The sequence below is a fragment of the Steroidobacter sp. genome, assembly GCF_036402275.1.
Taxonomy (GTDB): Bacteria; Pseudomonadota; Gammaproteobacteria; order Steroidobacterales; family Steroidobacteraceae; genus Steroidobacter.
This window is the reverse complement of record NZ_DASWTF010000048.1, coordinates 23,977-43,457: the sequence shown is the minus strand read 5'-3', so window position 1 is coordinate 43,457 and position 19,481 is coordinate 23,977. Positions and strand designations below refer to the sequence as shown.

Below are 19,481 nucleotides of genomic sequence, written 5' to 3'. Positions count from 1 at the left end.
ATAGGCCTGCTCATGCCGATTCCGCGGCATGGAATCGCTATCGCCGCCAAAGTTTTTGTTCATAACGCATGGGCGGCCAGCAATATCACTGAGCTCACAGCACAGGAGACGTCGGAAACAAAGGCAATGTTGAGTTGCGCGGCCGAGAGCAATCCCTCGTGATTCAAGGCTGCAAGCGCCTTGTAGTCAGCGTTCGACGGCGTGTGTATTCTTCGCCGCCATAACATCAGCGAACCAGGCCGCTCGGCCCCGAATATGAATCACTCGGCAAACGGATTTCGCGACCTGGCGCGCGCCATGAATCTTGGCTTGCATTCCAGGGGTACGCTCGGGACGTCGGTAGGTCGACGGTTCGCCGCGTGGGTTCTGCTGATCGTTGCGCTGGCTGGATGCGGCGGCGGAGGTGGCGGTGGAGGGGATGCGCCTTCCAGTCGCGGCGCGTTTACCTTGAGCGCCACTACTGTTTCCTTCAACGCGAAGCGGATGGGGCCGGTGCCGGCGATTGCCACGCTGGGGATGCGGCTCACTGGCACCGATATAACCTCGGTCGGCGCGGCTTATCGCGAGGGCGTAACTCCGGCGTCGTGGCTGCGGGTCGACATCTCCGGAAGCGGCACGAACTACGCTGTAATCTTCCACGTGCTCACCACTCAGCCGCCCGCCGGAACGCTCAGCACAACGATCTCTGTCGGCACCGCCGACGCCAACGGCAACATCCTCAAGTACCAGGATGTGCAAGTGAGTTACTCGCTGGTGGAGGGTGTTTCCATCATCGGCGCGCCGTTGGCGCTGACTGCGACCCTGGGACACACGAACGCCAGCTTCAATGCCAATATTTCCGTTGCGACCTCTGCCGAGCGGCAGTGGTCGTTGACAGCCGATGTTCCTTGGATCGCGGTGCCGTCCACCGTGCAGCAAGGCTCCAGGAGCGTGGCGCTGACGATCGATACATCGGCGTTGGGCGGAGTAGCGGCGTCGGGAACCGTCACGGCCATCAGTACCTCCGATCCGACGGATCGCGCGACGTTGCCGGTGACACTGACGCTCACGGCGCCGAACATCTTTGTGAATACCAATCCGCCGATGCTGTTTGGCGGCGTCAGCGGTCTTGCGATGGAGACGCGCACCGCTCGCTTCGCGCTCGGTACGGGCGCGAGAGCACATCCGTGGACTGCGACATTCACGCCGACGAATGGCGGCAACTGGCTGCAGATTCCGGTCGCGACGGGAACGGTGAGCGATGCCGGTGTCGAGGTCGCGTTCACGCCGGCGCCCGTTGGGTTGAGTGCAGGCACTTACACCGGCAATGTCACTTTCACCGCTAACGTGAACGGCACGCCAGTCGCGAAAACCCTGCCGGTCTCCTTGAATGTGGACGCACAGCGCATCTGGGCTTCGCGCACCGGCGTGGGTCTGTCCAGCTTCCCCAGCCGTCAGGCCTTGACGCGCACGTTGCGCGTCTTCAACTCGCTGGATCGCGCCGATGTGCCGTTGCAGGTCAGCTCGAATCAAAGCTGGCTGCAGGCGTCTGCGCCGGATGGAACATCGCTGGTCTTGACCGCGACGCCGGGAACGTTGGCCACGGATCAGCTGCATCGCGCGACCGTGACGATTGCTTCGACCGATCCGCTGATCGTGAATCAGGAGGTGGTCCAGGTTGCACTGTGGCGCGGCTCGACCGACCCTGCGGATGTGACAGTGCCCGCGTCGATCCTGTATCTGGCCCCTCATCCGCAAGAGCCGCTGTTCTTCGGCAACACTCTTGCGGGCGACGTTGAGGTGCGCAATGTCTACACTGGTGCGTTGGTACGCACGCTGAGCGATGTGGGCGTCGGTCCCTTGACGCTCAATGGGGATGGCAGCGTCATGTATGTAGGCGATGAGAACACCATGCGGATCGTCGGCGTCGATTCGCAAACCGGCGCCATCGTGCGCTCGTATCAAACATCGAAGAATGCTTATCCGCCGTATCCGCTGACGGTGGCCTATGCGCGCCCCGATGGTCATCCAATCGTCATCAGCGGTCACACCGGCGAAGTCTTCGACGTGCAAACGGGCGAGCTTGCTTCGCAAACGATTCTGGGCGGCGGCCAGGTGGTCGCCAGCAAAGACGGCCGGCGCATTTATGTTCAGGATGCAGCGTATAGTCCCACTGCGATCATGTTGAGCGAGGTTCGCTACTCGACGCTGAACTCGGCCGGCTTCTCCGTCGTGCGGACGCTGCGGTACGGTGGGGCGCTCGACAGTATTTATTCGCCGGGCAACGGCCTCGATATCGCGCTGACCGAGGACGACGCCAACCTGTATCGCGCAGCCGGCAATCCATATGGATTCGGCGTGGTCGACCCAGTGACTCTGGTGGCGCGCCTGTACCTCCCTGCGACGGCGTATCCGGCGGCTATCACTTGCGGCTGGCGAGGCTACTGCTTTGGCAGCGCCGGGCCCGAATGGGGAACCGGCAAGGACATCTGGATCTACGACGCCAATCAGCAAGAGGTGGGCGGCATGACGCTCGGCTCTCAAGGACTGAATCGGCGCGGGCTGGTGCTGTCGGCCGATGACATGCGGCTCATCGTGGCTCTCACGGTGCCGAGCGATGTGCGGCAGATCAAGATCCGCAACACGCCGTGAGTGCATTCCTTCTGATCGCAGCAGGTCTCCTCGGCGGCCATGCCCTCGCCGATGTGCGCACCGACGCAGTGCTGATGCAGGGTAACCGCGCAGGCCAGCAAACCGTCGCCGTCAATGACGAAAGGACTGTGCGGGCTGAATATTCCTATAACGATCGCGATCATGGCGATCGCATCACGGCGACCTGGACGCTCGACGCAGCCGGCATGCCCGTCGCCTATGAGAGCCGCGGCCATGACTACTCCAAGGCGCCGGTCGAAGAACGTTTCGTGCTGACGCGGGGCAAGGCGAGCTGGAAGAATCGGCGCGAGAGTGGCGAGCGGGCGCTGCGTGGGCCTGCGTTCTACATGCCTGCCAATCCGGTGCCCGAGTTTTATGGCGTGCTGGCCCGCGCACTCCTCAAGGCGCCGAAGGGGCGGCTTGCGTTGCTGCCGAGCGGCTCGGTGAGTATCGAACGGGCGGGCGGCATCGTGCTTGGCGAGGGAAGTTCTCGAACCGAATGGTTTCAGTACCGGATCGTAGGCTTGGACTTCATGCCTGTGTCCGTCTGGCTCGACGCAAAGGGTGCAACGAGAGCGGTCGCATCGTTGTGGCTCTCCACCGTTGCCGCCGGGCACGAGACGGATGTTACTCAGCTGCTGGCAAAGCAGGACGAGACCAACCAGTCGTGGTTCGCAAGTCTGGCGGGCGTTCTGACTCAGACGCCCAAGGGCGATCTGATCGTCCGCAATGCGCGTCTGTTCGATCCGCGCGATCTATCGGTCACTCCGGGAATGACCGTGCGGGTGCGAGGTGAGCGTGTCATACGCGTTGCCCAAGATACACAAATCGTTTCCGAGCCCGAGGCGACGGTCATCGACGCCAACGGTCGATTCCTGATGCCGGGCCTGTGGGATTGCCACGCGCACTTCGATGGCGTCGACGGCATGCTCAACATCGCCAACGGCGTGACGAGCGCACGTGATCTTGGGAATGACACCGACTTGTTCTTGAAGCGCGTCCGGCGGTTCGAGGCCGGCACGGAGATCGGTCCGCGTGTGTTCAGGGCGGGGATCATCGACGGCAAGGGACCGAACGCCGGACCGTTCAAGACGCTCGTCGAGAGCGCCGAGGAAGCCATCAGGCTGGTGGACTGGTACGCGGATCACGGGTACGTACAGATCAAGACCTACATGTCGCTCAAACCCGAGCTGGTGCCGATCATTGCCGACCGTGCTCATGCGCGCGGGCTGCGGCTCAGCGGCCACGTACCTGCCTTCATGTCGGCGCATCAGTTCATCGAAGCGGGCGCCGATGAGCTCCAGCACTTCAACTACGTGGAGCTGAACTTTCTGTATCCGCGCGTGCAGGAGACGACGAAGATGAGCCAGCGGTTCATCGAAGTGGGCGTGCACGCGCGTGAGTTCACGCCAGACAAGACGGAAGTGCGCGACTTCATCGATTTCCTGAAACGTCATCGCACCGTGCTCGATCCGACCATGGGTCTGCTCGAGGCGCGTCTGGCAGGCAGCTTGAGCGACATTACGCCGGGCCTGGAGCAAGTCGCACGCAGATTTCCAGCGCAGGTTCGCCGCAACTTGGCCGCACCCGCCTATGCGCCGCCGGCGGGCGCGGAGGGAGCTTATCGAGAAGCGGTTCCATCCATGCTGAAGCTCTTGAAAGCTCTCCACGATGCCGGTGTCACCATCGTCCCTGGCACTGACGCGCTGGCGGGCTACCAGCTGCATCATGAGTTGGAGCTGTATGCACGGGCCGGCATCGCGCCTGCCGACGTGCTTCGACTTGCCACGCTGACGCCCGCAGAAGTCATGGGTATCTCAGGCGACCAAGGCGTCGTTGCTGCTGGCAAATACGCGGACATGCTGCTCATAGACGGAGACCCCACCCGAGACATGGAGGACATCCGCAGGATCAAGGCTGTGATCAAGGGCGGCAGGATCTACGATCCGGCGGACATCGAGCGCGCCTTGGGAATCGAGCCACGCGGTGACTGACGGTGTGCGCCCTTGTTAGGCGTGCGTTCCGTCAGTACACGATCGCGGTTTTGTCCATGATCACGTCAGGCATCGTCTCGATGAATACAGACGCAGCCACTTCCTCGAACAAGCCTATGTTGAGGACTGTTTTTCGGTACGTCCAGTAGGCATGTTCGCCCCCGTCGAACCGGCCATTGTATATAACTCGCGCCCACTGATTCAGAGCCAACTCGAACACATCTTTCTTTTTCTGTGGCCGGGGCGGCATCCCGACGTCTTCCGGAGTGTAGATCCAGCTGACTCGCAGCCGGTTGTCTTCCTTAACAACGTGCACGCCGCCGTACCTCAGGGTTCGCCCCGGCGTGAGAGATTCGAATGAAATGCTCAGATGCGGATCTTCGAAGTCGCGCCGTTCCCAAAATCCTGCTTCGTGTTCAATGAAGGAGCATCCTTGCGGCCGTTCCTCCAGCGGTAATCTCAACGCCTGTGGAGTGGCGTTACGTTTGATAGCGCCTGGAAAGCCACGAGACTGTTTGGTCCAGTCCGTGGCGATGCATTGAACGATTGTTGCAATTTCAGCTGTCTTCATAACCGGGCCGACCACGGATCACTCGCAATGTCACGTCCCGTGCAGCGATTGTTAGTCGTACAACTGTGACCAAGACAGATGGCCCTCGGCTAATTCGTCGACTTGGGATGAGTCGAGGTGGAGCAACACGGTGCCGAGCTTCCGCGGATGCCGCTCGGCCTCGATCAAGCCCACCAGCGCATAGACGTTTCAATCCCGACGAGTTGCGGATGTGGCGATGCGAACCAAGTGTGGAACCGCCGCGTACGACGCCACATCGACGTCGCCTTGATGATGCAGCTCATCCCACAGTTCGCCCCAGACGTCGACGCCGGATTCGAGCAGCTTCAGCGCTCCCGATGGATCATAGGTGACTCTATAGCCGCCTTTCAGTTGCCGCCAACGCTCATCGTCCAGGGACATCATGTTCTTTCTCGGCTGGGCGCGTTTCTATCTCAAGGATTTGTTTCGGCAGTCCTGCGGGCTCATGTCGTGGCAAGACCTAATTCCTCGAGACGGGTTTTCAGTTCGGCTATCGAGCTCCACGACAGTATCTTCGAGTTGCGCCGCTCATCGGGAGGGTTTTGCTCCAATTGATCGGACCATCCTCCGCATCCAGTAAGGGGCAGGAGTGGTCGATGATGCAGCCATGCCAGGCATACTTCCGAGATCGTGCCGGCACGACCGCCGATCACCAGGCACGCGTCGCCGGCCAGCGCCATCAATAAGTTCCGGGCGTCTCCCATTCCACATGGAATCAACACACTGCAGGGCCAGTTCTGCAGGTCGATGTCGTCAGAGGGCACGATGCTGACGACGAGACCGCCGGCCGCAAGCGCTCGTTCCGCCGCTATTCGAGTGGCCGGGCTTCCGCATCCGCTCACGAGCGTGATGCCCGATCGCGCCAGTAACTCACCGGCGGCGCCGGCTAGTTCGTACGCCGCCGATCCCGGTTCTGCGCTTCCAAGAACGCACACTTGGCGGTTTCTATGGGTGTTCGATTCAGCCTGTTTCATCAGGTTTCCTCGATTCGTTTCGCGCGCAAGCCGCGAGCAGCGCTCCCCGTTTTCGGAAACCAGATGCTTCTTGGATCGAATGGCTTTGCGTCCTTCCGATCGAAATAGAAGCGCCATCCCGATGACTGCAGCGACGCCAACCTTTCCTCCAGGAAACCGAAGCTCAATGCGACAGCCTGGAGTGAGTCGATTCCGAAAATTCTCCGTGGGGGGTCAATGCCACGGATGTGGACAGCGCAGCTCACGTCACCGTGACGATCGGGAGCCGGCATGCCAATTGCCACTTGCACGGCCTTGCGCGGGACGCCCCGCCTTTCAACATAGAGTCGCGATTTAGCGATATGCATTCTGGATCTCTCTGCTGGTCCGCAAGTTTCGATCCGCGGCCTCATCCTCAACATCCTTGCATTTTTAACACGTGATTTTAAATTTGCGAGGATGCTACATCCAGCTTCCAGTCCGGTAGTTGCGCAGCGTTGCTACGTCGTCCAACACGGCATCGATCCCGGTGTACAAAAGGTTCATGATCTCGTGAGCATGAAAGGCGCGGTTGCGCCGTTGCTGTCCTTGGGGGCGCAGAATGTCCAGGTCGACGAGTGTGGCAACGGCTGCGTTCGCAGACGGAAATGTGACATTCAAGCGTTCGACTAAAGAGGAGACGGTAACGACGGGCTGACCGAGCAGGAGATGGACGACGCTCCACACAGTCGCGTGCTTGCGCGTGCCGCGTGTCTTCAGGCGTTCTTGCCATCGTTCGGCGACGCTTCGAAGCTCTCGGAGCAGGTGCACGGTGTGGCGACACGAAGCGATCGCGCATTCGAGGAATAAGTCGACCCACGGCGACCAGTGCAGTTTCATCTGCACATCGAGGAGCGCGTCGTAATACTCGCGCTGGCGGCATTTCAGGAACGTCGCCAGGTGGATTGGGTGTCCGCCGTCGGCGAGCAGCATCAGGGGAAACAGCAGGCGTCCGATACGGCCGTTGCCATCGACGAAAGGATGGATCGTTTCGAACTGCGCGTGAACGATCGCGGCTCGTGGCAGGACCGAAACATCGTAGTGAGACTCGGGGTCCGGTTGGTGGCGAATGAGCCGGTCGAGATCTGTCATGAGTCGGGGCACCTCCTCCGGGGGAGGGGGAATGAATCGAGCCTGCTCCATCTTCAGTCCGCCGATGAAATTCTGGACGCCGCGAAGCTGTCCAGGTGAGGCGCGCGGGTTTCCGCTCATGAGATGCCTGTGCATCTCGCAGATCAGTGCGCCGTCGAGCGCACGTTGCCCGTGCTTTCTCACCTGAGCCACGCCGAGCGTGTACGCACGAACGTAATTCAGTGTCTGTTCGGCGTCAGAATCGCTGACTGCATCCGGTGTGCCCTTTTCGATTTCATGAAGGAGCAGCTCATCGAATTGAGTGTGGGTGCCTTCGATCTGACTGCTGTCCACCGCTTCACGCCGATTGAGCATGTGCATGAGCAGGTGCGCATAGTCCGGCGCCGCTTCGACGGCATCGGAGAGAATTTGAACTTCACGCTGAGCGAGGGGGAGAAGCGGTGGGCTGACGGGCAAAGTCGTTGGTACCGGGGGCGGCACGACCGCATAGCACCCGGAATGTCCCGGGACCGGCACGGCTGAGTCTCGCAATGACGGATGCAGGTCGGACTTGCGCATGGAGAACCTTAAATATGAAGTCCGTTGTTAAAGGTTTTCAATGTAAACCTTTAATAAGATCCACGCCAGTAAAGGTTTCCGTCTCCTGCCCTCCAAGGTGCACTCGCTACAAATCCTTGACGCGGAGAGGATAAGACCGCCTGGATTCGTGTATATTGCGCCCCCGCTTTCGACCGTGTGCTTTTAACTGGTTCACCGGTATCGCTGGTGCCAGCTTCGGTGCCAGCCACGGGGAATCGATGGGAGTGGAAGGGGTCGAAAACCGGATGGGATCGGTAAGTTACTGATTCCGTTAGCCCTCTTGTCGGGTTTGAGCCCGCCGTTCGGAGGTTCGAGTCCTTCCGCCCCAGCCAATCGGAGTGTTTGAATGGATCGTGCCACGATGGCGGTGTTCGCGGGCAACGCCAATCCGCAGCTCGCCCAGGACATCGCGCGCCACCTGACCGTGCCGCTCGGTCGCGCCGCAGTCAGTCGTTTCAGCGACAGCGAGTCCACTGTCGAACTGCTGGAGAACGTGCGTGGCCGCGATGTATTCATCGTGCAGCCGACCTGTCCTCCGGCCAACGATCACTTGATGGAATTGCTGGTGATGACCGACGCCTGCCGACGTGCTTCGGCCGCGCGCATCACCGCTGTGATTCCTTATTTCGGTTATGCCCGCCAGGACCGGCGGCCTCGGGCGATGCGAGTGCCCATTACGGCCAAGCTGGTGGCGAACATGATTGCGAGCGCCGGTGTGAACCGCGTGCTCACGGTCGATCTGCACGCTGACCAGATCCAGGGATTCTTCGATATCCCGGTCGACAACGTGTACGCCTCGCCGGTGTTGCTCGGCGATGTTTGGAAGCAGAAGTACGACAACCTGATGGTGGTGTCGCCCGACGTCGGCGGCGTGGTGCGTGCTCGAGCGCTGGCGAAGCGATTGGATGATGCCGAACTGGCGATCATCGACAAGCGCCGTCCGCGGCCGAACGAGTCCGAGGTGATGAACATCATCGGCGAGGTCGAAGGTAAGACGTGCGTGCTGATCGACGACCTGGTCGATACGGCCGGGACGTTGTGTCACGCGGCTGAGGCGTTGAAGGCGAACGGGGCGAAGAAGGTGCTGGCGTACATCACGCACGCGGTGCTGTCGGGGCCGGCGATCGATCGCATCTCGCAGTCGCAGCTCGACGAGCTGGTGGTGACGGACACGATTCCGTTGCGCCCGGACGCGCGGAACTGCAAGAAGATCCGTCAGCTGACGGTCGCCGGATTGCTCGCCGAAACCATGCGGCGTATTCGGGATGAGGAGAGCGTCAGCTCTCTGTACATCGACTGATTGGTGCTCGCGGCTGCCTATCGGCGCCGCGCGCACTTTGAGAAATTAGTATTGGCGCGGCTTCGCCGCGCCGAGTTTCAGAATGGCGCGGCCTGCGGCGCGCAGAGTTCAGGTTTCTTTTCTTTTCGGGGCGTAAGCCGCGAGAAGAAAAATCACAGTGGCGGCGTTATTGGTCGCGATACGCCGTTACTTCGTTCTCAACTGGAGTAACCATGAAATATTCATTCGACCTCGTCGCCGATTCCCGCGACGGCGTGCAGGGGAAGGGTGCGAGCCGCCGCCTGCGTCGTTCCGGGAAAGTTCCGGCGATTCTTTATGGCGGCCACCAGGAACCGAAGCAGATCATTCTGGATCACCAGAACCTGCTCACCCTGCTGGTGAACGAAAAGTTCTTCTCCACCATCCTGCAGCTCAAGATCGATGGCCAGCCTCAGGCTGCCATTTTGAAGGACGTGCAGCGTCATCCGGCCAAGAACCAGATCCTGCACATGGATCTGCAGCGCGTGCTGGAGAACGAGAAGATCCGCATGACCATTCCGCTGCACTTCAAGGGTGCAGCCGGCTCGCCGGGCGTCAAGACTCAGGGCGGCGTGGTGTCGCACCTGTTGAACGAAGTCGAAGTGCTGTGCTTGCCGAAGGATCTGCCGGAATATCTGGAGATCGATCTGTCCGCCATGGAGATCAACCAGATCCGTCGTCTGTCCGACCTGCCGCTGCCTGAAGGCGTCGAGCTGGTCGCGCTTTCGCACGGTCGCGACGAGGCTGTCGTGTCCATCCACCATCCGCGTGCGGAAGAGGCCGAGGCTCCGGTGGCGGCTGCCGCTGCTGCGGCTCCGGCTGCTGGCGCGGCTCCGGCGGCTGGTGCGGCTCCTGCGGCTGCGGCTGGCGACGCCAAGAAGGCGGCTGCTGCTCCGGCCGCTGCCAAGGGCGGCGCTCCGAAGAAGTAACGCTGACACGCAGCCCGCCGTGGCAACACGGCGGGTGGCGTGCAAACGATGGCGGGCGGATTTCTTGTCCGCCATCGTTGCGTTATTTTCGGTTGCACTGTTATGGCGGGCACTCCTCTCAAAATCATCGTCGGCCTCGGCAATCCCGGGCCGGAGCATCTGCTCACGCGTCACAACGCGGGCTTCTGGTTCGTGGACGCGCTGGCATCCAAGCTGGGCGCCGGTTTTCGCAGTCATGCGAAATTTCACGGCGACATCTGTCGCGTGCAGTACTGCGGCCAGGACATCACCCTGCTCAAGCCTTCCACGTACATGAATCGCAGCGGCCTCGCGATCCGCGCGCTCGCCGATTACATCAAAGTGGAGCCGGCCGAGATCCTCGTGGTTCATGACGAGCTCGACCTGCCGGTGGGCGATGCGCGGTTCAAGCTTGGGGGCGGCGCGGGCGGCCACAACGGCCTGCGCGACACCATCACGCACATGGGGCCGGATTTCTGGCGGCTGCGCATCGGCGTCGGCCATCCTGGCGACAAGTCGCAGGTGATCGACTATGTGCTGCGCCGGGCGCCTCGCGAGGAGGAAGAAAAAATCCTCGCTTCCATCGATCAGTCGCTGCAGACGCTGCCGACCTTTCTCGAACAGGGCGCGGAACGCGCCATGAACGGGCTGCATTCCAAGAAGTGATTTAATTTATGGGCATCAAGTGCGGCATCGTTGGGCTTCCCAACGTCGGCAAGTCGACGCTGTTCAACGCGCTCACGCGCGCGCAGATCGCGGCTGAAAACTATCCGTTCTGCACCATCGATCCCAACGTCGGCATCGTGCCGGTGCCGGATCCGCGGCTCGACGTGCTCGCCGGCATCGCTAAGTCCGAGAAGCGATTGCCCGCGACGGTCGAGTTCGTCGACATCGCCGGCCTGGTCGCTGGCGCGTCCAAGGGCGAAGGTCTCGGCAACAAATTCCTTTCTCACATTCGCGAGACGGACGCGATCGCGCACGTCGTGCGCTGTTTCGAGAACGACGACATCGTGCACGTCGCCGGCAAGATCAAGCCGCTGGACGACGTCGAAGTGATCAATACCGAGCTGGCGCTCGCCGATCTCGACACCGTCGAGCGCGGCCTGCAGCGCGCCGAGAAAGCCGCGAAGGCCGGCGACAAGGACGCGATCAAACAACGCGACCTGATGAAGAAGCTCAAGGAGCATCTGGACTCGGGCAAGCCGGCGCGCTCGCTCATCAAGGATCCGGAAGAGAAAAAGCTCCTTCAGGAGCTGCACCTCATCACCATCAAGCCGTTGATGTATGTCGCCAACGTGGCGGAGAACGGCTTCACCGACAATCCTCACCTGGACTCGGTGCGCGAGCTCGCGGCCCGTGAGAACTCGGAAGTGGTCGCGGTTTGCGCCGCCATCGAAGCCGAGATCGCGCAGCTCGAAGAAGCCGATCGCGCCGATTTCTTGAAAGACATCGGCCTGGACGAACCTGGTCTGAATCGCGTCATCCGCGCCGGCTATAAACTGCTCGGCCTGCAGACCTACTTCACCGCCGGCCCGAAGGAAGCTCGCGCGTGGACCGTGCGCGTCGGCGCTACCGCTCCGCAGGCGGCCGGTGTGATTCACACCGACTTCGAGAAAGGATTCATTCGCGCCGAAGTCATAGCGTATGACGACTATACGAACTTCAAAGGCGAGCAGGGCGCGAAGGAAGCGGGCAAGCTGCGCCTGGAAGGCAAGGAATACGTCGTCCAGGAAGGCGACGTCATGCACTTCCGTTTCAACGTTTGAGACGCGCGCCCACACTGCGGACGTGACGAGCGCCGCCGCTCGTCGAACCGAACATTCGCGCCCGCGGATTCAGCATCGGCGCTGCCGTTCCCTGCGTGGACAGCGCACGACGATTCCTCTATATATGTGACGGCAATTGTCCGGCACGAATAGAACCAAGGATTGGCTAGGGGATCGAAGCCGCCGAACGTCGCAGGACGTTCATTCATCGTCGTCAGGGTCAGATAACGATGCGCAAGTTGCACTTCAGCCTTTTGCTCGCGTCATTCGGTTTGCCGGCGGGATTCGGCGCGCCGGTTGCTTTCGCACAGGAAGGCTTCCCCACTTATGCTGCCCTCCGCAGGGAAGTCACGGTGCAGCCGCTTGCGGAGGATCCGCGCAGCTCGCAACGTCCGTCCAACTTTTTTCAACTGGCCGGCGCGGCCAACGAGAAGTTATGCGACGAAGTCCTGAGCGCGTTCAATGAGCCGGGGCGATATGAGGGCGACTACAGTGCGCGCTGGTTGCTGGATAACTCACGTCAGATCCAGTTTCGCAGCTTGAGCGCGGCCACGGCCGAAGGCGCCGCGGTCAGCGTCGTCACCGGTCTCGAGTATGTCAATGTCGACCTGGATGCGGACGGGAGCGACGAGCACGTCTATCGACTCACTGGCATGCTCGGCAGCCAGGAACATCAGCGTCTGATGATCGTCGGCGAGCAGTTGCAAAGCCGTCCCGAGTTGTTGAGCAGCCACGCCAAGCGTTGCGCCCTGATCGATCCTTCCGCCCGCTGCGATTCAATCAACACCATGATCCGCTACGCGCTCACTGCGCGTGCGCCGGAACGTCTCGCCGAAGAATGGGTGTTCACGAAACAAAACATATGGAGCCGGACCACGGACGACCGCGACTCGCGGCGGTTGATTTTCATCGATCGCAACAAGGCGGGTAGAAATCTCGGCAGCGCCACGGGCGCTTACTGGAGCCTGTACGAAATCGATGCGACCGTGCTCGCGGTCGCCGCTCCGATTCAGGATTTCGCTGCGCCGGAGCTGCTGGTGTTCATTCCGGACAAGCAACGCAGCGGAGTCTTGCAATGTGTGCTCATGCCGGTGGCATGGCATAGGTGATGCGAAGCCGGGCCTCCGTTGCAGCGGAGGCCCGGCAACCGTGCTGGATCAGAAGTTGAAGCGGCCCTGGGCGCCGAACACGCTCGTGTCGCCGCCCACGGTGATCAACAAGCCCGCCGAGAACTGCGACGTGAAGTTGTAGCGGCCCTCGCCGATCAGGTAAGTGTCGCCATCGATGCCGGCCACATCCACGGCCAGGTGCTCGACGCCGCCTTCCAGTTCGATCTTCGGCGCGACGATCGTGCGCAGGCGCACGCCGGCGAACAAGCCGGTGTCGTCGTCGTCGAAACGGCCGACGTCCACTTCGAAGTGAGCCAGGCCGCCGCGCGCGATCAGGTCCAGGTTGTTGCCCAGCGCCCAGTGGCCGCCGGCGCCCACCATCATGCGCGTGACGTCGACGCCGCCGTCCAGGGACAGGTCCTGGAACTCGGCCAGCGCGAAAATGTTTTGATACACCGGCAGCGAGCCGCGCAGTTGCAGACCGTCGCCATCCACGTCCACGCCGTCGGCGTCGATTTCCGCTTCGGGGAAATGCGCCACGTCGACATAGCGATAGCTGAGCTCGTCAGCCATGGTCGTGAGCGGCAGTGCCAGGGCAGCCACGCAGAACAGGTTTTTCAGGTTCATCTTCATAGTTACGTTCATGCACTCTGAGTCGTAGCGCGTCGGTGCGCTGAAGGTATTCTACTGTTCTCGCCCGAGCGGCGCTCGGATTCGAAGCGAGACGTCGTCAGCTGGCGACAGCTAAGTTGCGTAAACGAGACGCCTCGGGAGCATTGGTGTGGCGCGATGGATTTTTGTGACTTCGATCACGGCGCTGCTGGCGGCTTGCGGTCAAGCACGCCAATCTGGCGCTGACGAATCAACCGAAACAACGTGGACAGCCGAGCAGACGCAGGCATTTCAACAGTTCAAATCGGATGCGAGCGGGCGTGCGGCGGTAGTCGAAACCGTAGCTCGATCGTTTCCCGCGACTTTCAATCACGACGCTGCCAAAGCAATCTCACAACAAAGATTGGTCGAGCTGCTCGGTCGGCCCTCTGTATCTTTTTCGTTGGTGGAGCGTCCCGAATATCTCGGTGGCGAAAGCCCGCGGGTAGACTTCGATCCGCGTGAACTGCACATCCTGCTCTACGATGTCGATTGCCTGACCGCCTCCGCCTCGGAGCCCAGCGATGCAGATGTTTGCTCGCATCTGGAAGCAATCGCCTTGAAGCAGGACGTGCTACGCGTTCGCTTGTTGCAAGCTCGTCGAGATCAGTCCGTGGCGTTGTTGTCGCAGCCGACGCTCCCGTCGGTACACGCCGAAAGGAATCGCTTGATGGTAGAGATGCCTCGACCAGGTTGGAGGCAAGTGCCGCCGGGTCGTTCGCAGGAGCTCGGGAAGCAGTTCGGAGGACAATACCTGGAGGCCGAGTTCTATGAGTACGGCGAGGGCGACGTGGTGTATGGCCGCATCGTTGCTCCGCTGCAGCTGATCAAAACTTCCGCCAGCGAGGCGGTCTGTATCGCCGCCACGCAAGATATATTTATTCCGTCGCTGCAGCTGGATCCGTCAAGCTCAAGCGTGCGTCAAAAAGCAAACATGCTGATCGCCGTGTTCGCGCCGAACGTCGAAGCATGCGGAACGCAGTATGGCGAAGGCCAGTTCGTGCGGGTCATGGGTGAGTCGCTGGCCGCGACACAGCTGGTGGGAGTTCATGACTTGTTCGTTCGCCGGTTTGCTGCCGAGTGCGACGTGCCTGCGTGGTTGACCCCGCATGGCCTGATGCATGCCACTGGTGGTGCGTATCGAGTCTCGGTCGCGCCGCCGGCCTCTGGCAGGGATCGCTGGTCGTTCGACGTCACGGTCGAATTCTCGGTGCCCAAGGGCGGCGAGTATTCCGCGCAGGTGGCGATCAGTCCGTGGGGCACGAGGCTGCGGGAGTGTCGTCAGACGGGAGCGCCGATCAAGAGCGGTTGAGCATTGATCGATAGCGCCTTTGGCTTGGACCCCGACGGCTAGCAGCGCCTACGCTAGCGTCAGGTGGAGCATGCGCTCCGGACACGAGTCGCAACCATGCCGTTCACTCCCGCGGAAATGGCCCGAGCGATCGGCCAAGGATTATTGTCTTTTCCGGTCACGCACTTCGATGCGGACAATCGCTTCGACGTCGCGACCTATCGCGCGCACTGCGCCTGGATGATGCAACACCAGCTCGCCGGCTTGTTTGCTGCCGGCGGCACGGGTGAATTCTTTTCACTCACCTCCAAGGAAGTGGTCGCCGTCGTCTCGGCCGCTGTCGCGGAATGCGGCGGTCGTCTGCCGGTGATCGCAGGCTGCGGTTATGGCACAGCCATGGCGGTGGAGCTGGCGCGCGAGGCTCAGGCCGCCGGCGCAGACGGCTTGCTGCTGTCACCGCCCTATCTGATCAACGGCTCGCAGGAAGGGCTCGCCGTGCATATCGGGGCGGTGTGTAAAGCCGTCTCTATCGGCGTGATCGTCTACAACCGCGACAACGCCATCGTCGACGATGTCACATTGGCGCGCCTGTGCGAGCAACATCCCAATCTGGTCGGCTTCAAGGACGGCGTGGGCGACATCGAATTGATGACGCGCATTTACACGCGCATGGGCGACCGACTGACCTACATCGGCGGCCTGCCCACGGCCGAGACATTCGCCGCGCCCTATCTCAAGATGGGCGTGACGACGTATTCCTCGGCGATTTTCAATTTCATGCCGCGCTGGGCCCTGTCTTTCTATCGGGCGGTGCGCGCCGAGGATCAGGTGAAAGTGCTCGCCGGTCTGCGCGATTTCGTCATGCCCTATATCGCGCTTCGCAATCGCGGCAGAGGCTACGCGGTGTCCATCGTCAAGGCCGGCATGAACGTGATCGGCCGGCCGGCGGGCCCGGTGCGCTCGCCATTGACCGATTTGACCGAGCGCGAGCTGGAGGAATTGCGGGCCCTGATCGTGAAGGCCGAGGCTGCCGCGCCCGCGACTTTCGGAGAGCTACTGGCACGCAACGCCTGAGCACGCTATATGTTGGCGAATGTTCGAGCTGAGCCAGCTGCGCTGTTTCGTGGTCACCGCCGAGGAGTTGCACTTCGGCCGGGCCGCCGTGCGACTGAACATGACGCAGCCACCGCTGAGCCGTCAGATCCAATTGCTGGAGCGGGCGCTCGGCGTCCAGCTGCTCGAGCGCAGTAGCCGCCAGGTCAAGCTCACGCCCGCGGGTAGCACTTTTCTGCCCGAAGCCCGCCGTATCATTCGTCTCGCCGAGACCTCGGCGCTCGCCGCACGTCGCGTCGCCGAAGGCGATACTGGCCGAGTAGCGATCGGGTTCACTGCCGTTTCTGGATATAGCTTTCTGCCGCGCATCGTGGCTCGCGCCCGCGCGTCGTTGCCGCACTTCGAGCTCGAACTGTTCGAGATGGTGACCTCGGATCAGTTCGAGGGACTGATGACGGGACAGATCGATATCGCCTTCGTCCGCCCGCCAGTGGAACAGGCCAGCTTCGAGTCCCGCCTCATTCTCAGAGAGCCGCTGATGGCGGCGTTGCCTGCCGGGGATCCACGCGCCGATCAACCTTCGCTGACACCCCGTGATTTCGATAACCAGCCGCTCATCATGTATTCGCGCATGGGCGCGGGCTACTTCAACAACATGCTCACGCGGCTATTCGAAGCGTCTGGCGCTTTGCCCGAGTACGTTCAGCACGTGACGCAGATTCATTCGATGTTGGGACTGGTGCGCGCCGGGCTCGCCGCGGCCATCGTGCCGGCGTCGGCCATCGAGCTGCACATGGACGCGATTCAGTTTCGCAAGTTCGCCACGCAGCCGGAGAAGCCGGTCGAGCTGCACATGGCCTGGCGTCGAGACAATGGCAATCCCGCGCTTCAGCCGATGTTGAAACTCTGCGCCGAGTTTTCCGAGAGCGCCTAACGCATGCAGGGAAAGGCCAACGTCGGCGGATGTTTGCGATCGTAGTTGAGCGGACCGCCGCCGGTTTCGATATAGGCGAGTTCGGCGGAATTGATGCTCAGGTGGCGCACCGGATCATGGATGAACCGGACGAAGGCCAGCGCCGCGAGCAATCCCAGCGCGCCCATCACGTAGAATACGGCGCGCCAGCCGTGGTTGTGGACGATCCAGCCCATGAGCGGCGCGAACGCGACCAACGAGAAATACTGCGCCGAATTGAAGATGGCCGAGGCGGTGCCGCGTTCGCTGCTTGGAAACCAAGCCGCGACGATGCGGGCGTTGCCAGGAAACGAGGGCGCTTCGCTCAGGCCCACCAGGAAGCGCAGGGCGAACAACATGGTGATGGCCGAGAAGCCGGCGATGAACCCCGCGAAGCCCTGTAAAAACGTGAACACTGACCACAGCGCGATCGCGCCCGCGTAGATTCGTTTAGTGCCGAAACGATCCAGCAGCGCGCCGCCTGGCACTTGCGCCAATGCGTAGGCCCAGGCGAAAGCGGACAGGATATAGCCGGTGGCGATGGGCGACAGGCCGAGCTCGCGCGCGGCGTCGGTCCCCGCGATCGAGAACGTGGCCCGGTCGGCGTAGTTGATCGAGGTGACGAGGAAAATGAAGCCGATGATGAAGAAGCGCACCTGAGTGCGCCGCTCGGCAATAGCAGCGATCGACATGCTCCCCCTTCGTCGCGCTCGTGGTGTCAGGCGTTGCTGGATGCTAGGCGGGGGCCACGGCGGCGTCTAAGTCAAATCGTCTATGGATCGATCCACTCGCGGCATCGACCGGGGTGGCCTGCCGGAACTCATTGTGCATTTCGCTCCTTCGGTTTCGGAGGAGGCCGTCATGCCGTATGCATCGCCGATGGACTTGCCCGCTCAGGATCCGGACACCGGCCTGGTGCGAGTGGTCATCGATACGCCCAAGGGCAGTCGTAACAAGTACAAATTCGATCCCGAGCTGGGCGTCTTCAAGCTGAGCCGGATCCTGCCGGCGGGCCTCTCTTTTCCGTTCGATTTCGGTGCGATTCCGTCCACCCGGGCCGAGGACGGCGACGCCTTGGATGTGCTCGTGTTAAACGACACTCCGCTGTTCGTCGGCTGCCTCGTGCAGGTTCATCTCATCGGCGTGATCCGCGCCCGGCAGAAGGAAGGTCGGAAGATGATTCGTAACGACCGGCTGGTGGGTACCATAGAGACGACGGTGAATAAGCCGGCCATCACCCGGCTAGCCCAGGTCGAGGAACAGCAGCTGCGGGACATCGAGCATTTCTTCGCGTCATACAATCAGGCGCAGGGAAGGGAGTTCAAAATCTCAGGTCGCGGTGGACCGCGGGATGCGGAGAGGATGTTTCGCGATTCCATGAGAGAGTTTGAGAAACAAGCGAAGAACGGCGTCGGTGGCTCGCGTCGCCGGGAGTGACCTATCTCCTCCCGGCACCGTGCTCCCCCTCAACCGCGCTATCGCGGCGTCGTCGGGGGAACGTTCCCTGGAATACCTCTGGAGAGCTGGATGGAGGAGTTGCGGAATGACGAAGCGGGCTTGCAGGGCGTGCGACGCGTTTTTCAGGGCTGGATTGAGGATGCCAGCGATGCGCTGCGTAAGAAACGAATTACCGATACTGGCATCCACGACGCTCGCAAGCAGCTGAAGAAAGCGCGGGCCGCACTCCGGTTGTTGCGGGACGCGATAGGGGAGGTCGCGTATCGCCGCGATAACATCGCCCTGCGCGACGCGGCGCGTCCATTGGGCGTGGCCCGCGACAGTAGGGTGTTGATCAGTGCGCTGGACGATCTCGTCGAACGGTATGCGCCAGCGACCCGCTCGTTGCAGCTGGAAAAATTCAAACGTGTGCTGCGGAAGGATCAATCCACCGCGAGGCATGCCATCACTCCCACATTGGCCAACAAACAGCGCAAGGCCTTGCGCGACGTGAGTTCGAATAGCAAGCGATGGCGGCTGCAAGGAGAGGACTGGCAGATCATCGGCGGCGGTCTGGGCCGAATTTATCGTGGCGGCAAGAAGGGAATGCAGACCGCAGCTCGCTCGCGGGCCAGTGAGGATCTGCATGACTGGCGTAAACAAGTGAAGTATCTGTGGCATCAGTTGCAGATACTCGAACCGGCCTGGCCAGACATGCTGAGCGAACTGGCCGACCAGACCCACAAACTGGCCGACCACCTCGGCGACGACCACGACCTGGCCGTCCTGCGCGAAAAGATCGCGGCTCACACCGAAGCTTTCGACGACAAAGACCGTGACGCCCTGCTAGCCCTGCTCGACCGCCGCCGCAAGCAACTGCAGAACAAGGCATTCAAACTCGGCGAGCGAATATTCGAAGAAAAACCCCGCCGCTTCGTCAGCCGCCTCGGCCGTTACTGGCAACTGTGGCGCGAGCAATAATGCAGAGCAAAACAATGGTGGTTACATTTATGTGACCACTCAGGCCGAAACACGTCGGATCTCGGCGTGACGGGTACACGACACCCTGTCGATTAC

Annotated in this window: 17 protein-coding genes and 1 pseudogene; 12 read left to right on the top strand and 6 right to left on the bottom strand. The window is 61.5% G+C overall.

The window, feature by feature from the left end:
- The first annotated feature begins 447 nt into the window (after positions 1–447).
- Both VGD45_RS27345 and VGD45_RS27340 read left to right on the top strand, forming a co-directional pair.
- Positions 448–2,631, top strand: a complete 2,184-nt coding sequence (locus VGD45_RS27345) for a hypothetical protein (RefSeq protein ID WP_331158565.1) — start codon at positions 448–450, stop codon at positions 2,629–2,631.
- Positions 2,628–4,625, top strand: a complete 1,998-nt coding sequence (locus tag VGD45_RS27340; protein ID WP_331158564.1) for an amidohydrolase family protein — start codon at positions 2,628–2,630, stop codon at positions 4,623–4,625. Before VGD45_RS27345 ends, VGD45_RS27340 begins: the two co-directional genes overlap by 4 nt.
- 31 nt (positions 4,626–4,656) lie before the next feature.
- Here VGD45_RS27340 and VGD45_RS27335 read toward each other — a convergent pair whose 3' ends face one another.
- The 4 genes from VGD45_RS27335 to VGD45_RS27320 form a co-directional block, all read right to left on the bottom strand.
- A complete protein-coding gene (locus VGD45_RS27335) occupies positions 4,657–5,196 on the bottom strand; it encodes a hypothetical protein (RefSeq protein WP_331158563.1) in 540 nt (179 codons plus the stop codon).
- A gap of 189 nt (positions 5,197–5,385) precedes the next feature.
- Positions 5,386–5,601: a hypothetical protein gene (locus tag VGD45_RS27330; protein ID WP_331158562.1), complete on the bottom strand. Its 216-nt coding sequence runs from the start codon at positions 5,599–5,601 to the stop codon at positions 5,386–5,388.
- Between the two features lie 59 nt (positions 5,602–5,660).
- Positions 5,661–6,308 carry a hypothetical protein gene (locus VGD45_RS27325; RefSeq protein ID WP_331158561.1) on the bottom strand — a complete coding sequence of 216 codons (648 nt, stop codon included), beginning with the start codon at positions 6,306–6,308 and terminating at the stop codon, positions 5,661–5,663.
- Positions 6,309–6,632: 324 nt separating this feature from the next.
- Entirely contained in the window at positions 6,633–7,859 is a 1,227-nt protein-coding gene (locus VGD45_RS27320; RefSeq protein WP_331158560.1) for a Fic family protein, read from the bottom strand.
- Positions 7,860–8,241: 382 nt separating this feature from the next.
- On the opposite strand from VGD45_RS27320, the gene VGD45_RS27315 reads away from it, so the two are divergent.
- From VGD45_RS27315 to VGD45_RS27295, 5 genes are all read left to right on the top strand, one after another.
- Positions 8,242–9,180 (top strand): ribose-phosphate diphosphokinase, encoded by a 939-nt coding sequence (locus tag VGD45_RS27315; protein WP_331158863.1) that lies wholly within the window; start codon positions 8,242–8,244, stop codon positions 9,178–9,180.
- Between the two features lie 212 nt (positions 9,181–9,392).
- Positions 9,393–10,127 carry a 50S ribosomal protein L25/general stress protein Ctc gene (locus tag VGD45_RS27310; RefSeq protein WP_331158559.1) on the top strand — a complete coding sequence of 245 codons (735 nt, stop codon included), beginning with the start codon at positions 9,393–9,395 and terminating at the stop codon, positions 10,125–10,127.
- 102 nt (positions 10,128–10,229) lie between these two features.
- Positions 10,230–10,811 (top strand): aminoacyl-tRNA hydrolase, encoded by a 582-nt coding sequence (pth, locus tag VGD45_RS27305; protein WP_331158558.1) that lies wholly within the window; start codon positions 10,230–10,232, stop codon positions 10,809–10,811.
- An 8-nt stretch (positions 10,812–10,819) separates the two neighbouring features.
- Positions 10,820–11,911 (top strand): redox-regulated ATPase YchF, encoded by a 1,092-nt coding sequence (ychF, locus tag VGD45_RS27300; protein WP_331158557.1) that lies wholly within the window; start codon positions 10,820–10,822, stop codon positions 11,909–11,911.
- A 230-nt stretch (positions 11,912–12,141) separates the two neighbouring features.
- Positions 12,142–13,020: a hypothetical protein gene (locus VGD45_RS27295; protein WP_331158556.1), complete on the top strand. Its 879-nt coding sequence runs from the start codon at positions 12,142–12,144 to the stop codon at positions 13,018–13,020.
- 48 nt (positions 13,021–13,068) lie between these two features.
- On the opposite strand, the gene VGD45_RS27290 is transcribed toward VGD45_RS27295, so the two are convergent.
- On the bottom strand, positions 13,069–13,665 hold the full coding sequence (locus VGD45_RS27290) for an outer membrane beta-barrel protein (protein ID WP_331158555.1): 597 nt from the start codon (positions 13,663–13,665) through the stop codon (positions 13,069–13,071).
- A 136-nt stretch (positions 13,666–13,801) separates the two neighbouring features.
- On the opposite strand from VGD45_RS27290, the gene VGD45_RS27285 reads away from it, so the two are divergent.
- The 3 genes from VGD45_RS27285 to VGD45_RS27275 all read left to right on the top strand — a co-directional run bounded on the left by VGD45_RS27285 (position 13,802) and on the right by VGD45_RS27275 (position 16,949).
- Positions 13,802–14,983, top strand: coding sequence for a hypothetical protein (locus tag VGD45_RS27285; protein WP_331158554.1), 1,182 nt, complete (start codon positions 13,802–13,804; stop codon positions 14,981–14,983).
- 96 nt (positions 14,984–15,079) lie between these two features.
- Positions 15,080–16,036: a 5-dehydro-4-deoxyglucarate dehydratase gene (gene kdgD / locus VGD45_RS27280; protein WP_331158553.1), complete on the top strand. Its 957-nt coding sequence runs from the start codon at positions 15,080–15,082 to the stop codon at positions 16,034–16,036.
- A gap of 19 nt (positions 16,037–16,055) precedes the next feature.
- Positions 16,056–16,949 carry a LysR substrate-binding domain-containing protein gene (locus VGD45_RS27275; RefSeq protein ID WP_331158552.1) on the top strand — a complete coding sequence of 298 codons (894 nt, stop codon included), beginning with the start codon at positions 16,056–16,058 and terminating at the stop codon, positions 16,947–16,949.
- A gap of 53 nt (positions 16,950–17,002) precedes the next feature.
- Here VGD45_RS27275 and VGD45_RS27270 read toward each other — a convergent pair.
- Positions 17,003–17,659, bottom strand: a pseudogene (locus VGD45_RS27270) (MFS transporter); the annotation flags it as partial.
- A 169-nt stretch (positions 17,660–17,828) separates the two neighbouring features.
- On the opposite strand from VGD45_RS27270, the gene VGD45_RS27265 reads away from it, so the two are divergent.
- Together VGD45_RS27265 and VGD45_RS27260 are read left to right on the top strand one after the other, a co-directional pair.
- Positions 17,829–18,404: an inorganic diphosphatase gene (locus VGD45_RS27265; protein WP_331158550.1), complete on the top strand. Its 576-nt coding sequence runs from the start codon at positions 17,829–17,831 to the stop codon at positions 18,402–18,404.
- A 129-nt stretch (positions 18,405–18,533) separates the two neighbouring features.
- A complete protein-coding gene (locus tag VGD45_RS27260; RefSeq protein ID WP_331158862.1) occupies positions 18,534–19,385 on the top strand; it encodes a CHAD domain-containing protein in 852 nt (283 codons plus the stop codon).
- The last annotated feature ends 96 nt before the right edge of the window (positions 19,386–19,481 follow it).

Bases quoted from the DNA above. Each gene is read 5' to 3' on its own strand.
- VGD45_RS27335 (WP_331158563.1), bottom strand. From the start codon at position 5,196: ATGAAGACAGCTGAAATTGCAACAATCGTTCAATGCATCGCCACGGAC.
- VGD45_RS27330 (WP_331158562.1), bottom strand. From the start codon at position 5,601: ATGATGTCCCTGGACGATGAGCGTTGGCGGCAACTGAAAGGCGGCTAT.
- VGD45_RS27325 (WP_331158561.1), bottom strand. From the start codon at position 6,308: ATGGCGCTTCTATTTCGATCGGAAGGACGCAAAGCCATTCGATCCAAG.
- VGD45_RS27320 (WP_331158560.1), bottom strand. From the start codon at position 7,859: ATGCGCAAGTCCGACCTGCATCCGTCATTGCGAGACTCAGCCGTGCCG.
- VGD45_RS27315 (WP_331158863.1), top strand. From the start codon at position 8,242: ATGGCGGTGTTCGCGGGCAACGCCAATCCGCAGCTCGCCCAGGACATC.
- VGD45_RS27310 (WP_331158559.1), top strand. From the start codon at position 9,393: ATGAAATATTCATTCGACCTCGTCGCCGATTCCCGCGACGGCGTGCAG.
- pth (WP_331158558.1), top strand. From the start codon at position 10,230: ATGGCGGGCACTCCTCTCAAAATCATCGTCGGCCTCGGCAATCCCGGG.
- ychF (WP_331158557.1), top strand. From the start codon at position 10,820: ATGGGCATCAAGTGCGGCATCGTTGGGCTTCCCAACGTCGGCAAGTCG.
- VGD45_RS27295 (WP_331158556.1), top strand. From the start codon at position 12,142: ATGCGCAAGTTGCACTTCAGCCTTTTGCTCGCGTCATTCGGTTTGCCG.
- VGD45_RS27290 (WP_331158555.1), bottom strand. From the start codon at position 13,665: ATGAACGTAACTATGAAGATGAACCTGAAAAACCTGTTCTGCGTGGCT.
- kdgD (WP_331158553.1), top strand. From the start codon at position 15,080: ATGCCGTTCACTCCCGCGGAAATGGCCCGAGCGATCGGCCAAGGATTA.
- VGD45_RS27275 (WP_331158552.1), top strand. From the start codon at position 16,056: ATGTTCGAGCTGAGCCAGCTGCGCTGTTTCGTGGTCACCGCCGAGGAG.
- VGD45_RS27265 (WP_331158550.1), top strand. From the start codon at position 17,829: ATGCCGTATGCATCGCCGATGGACTTGCCCGCTCAGGATCCGGACACC.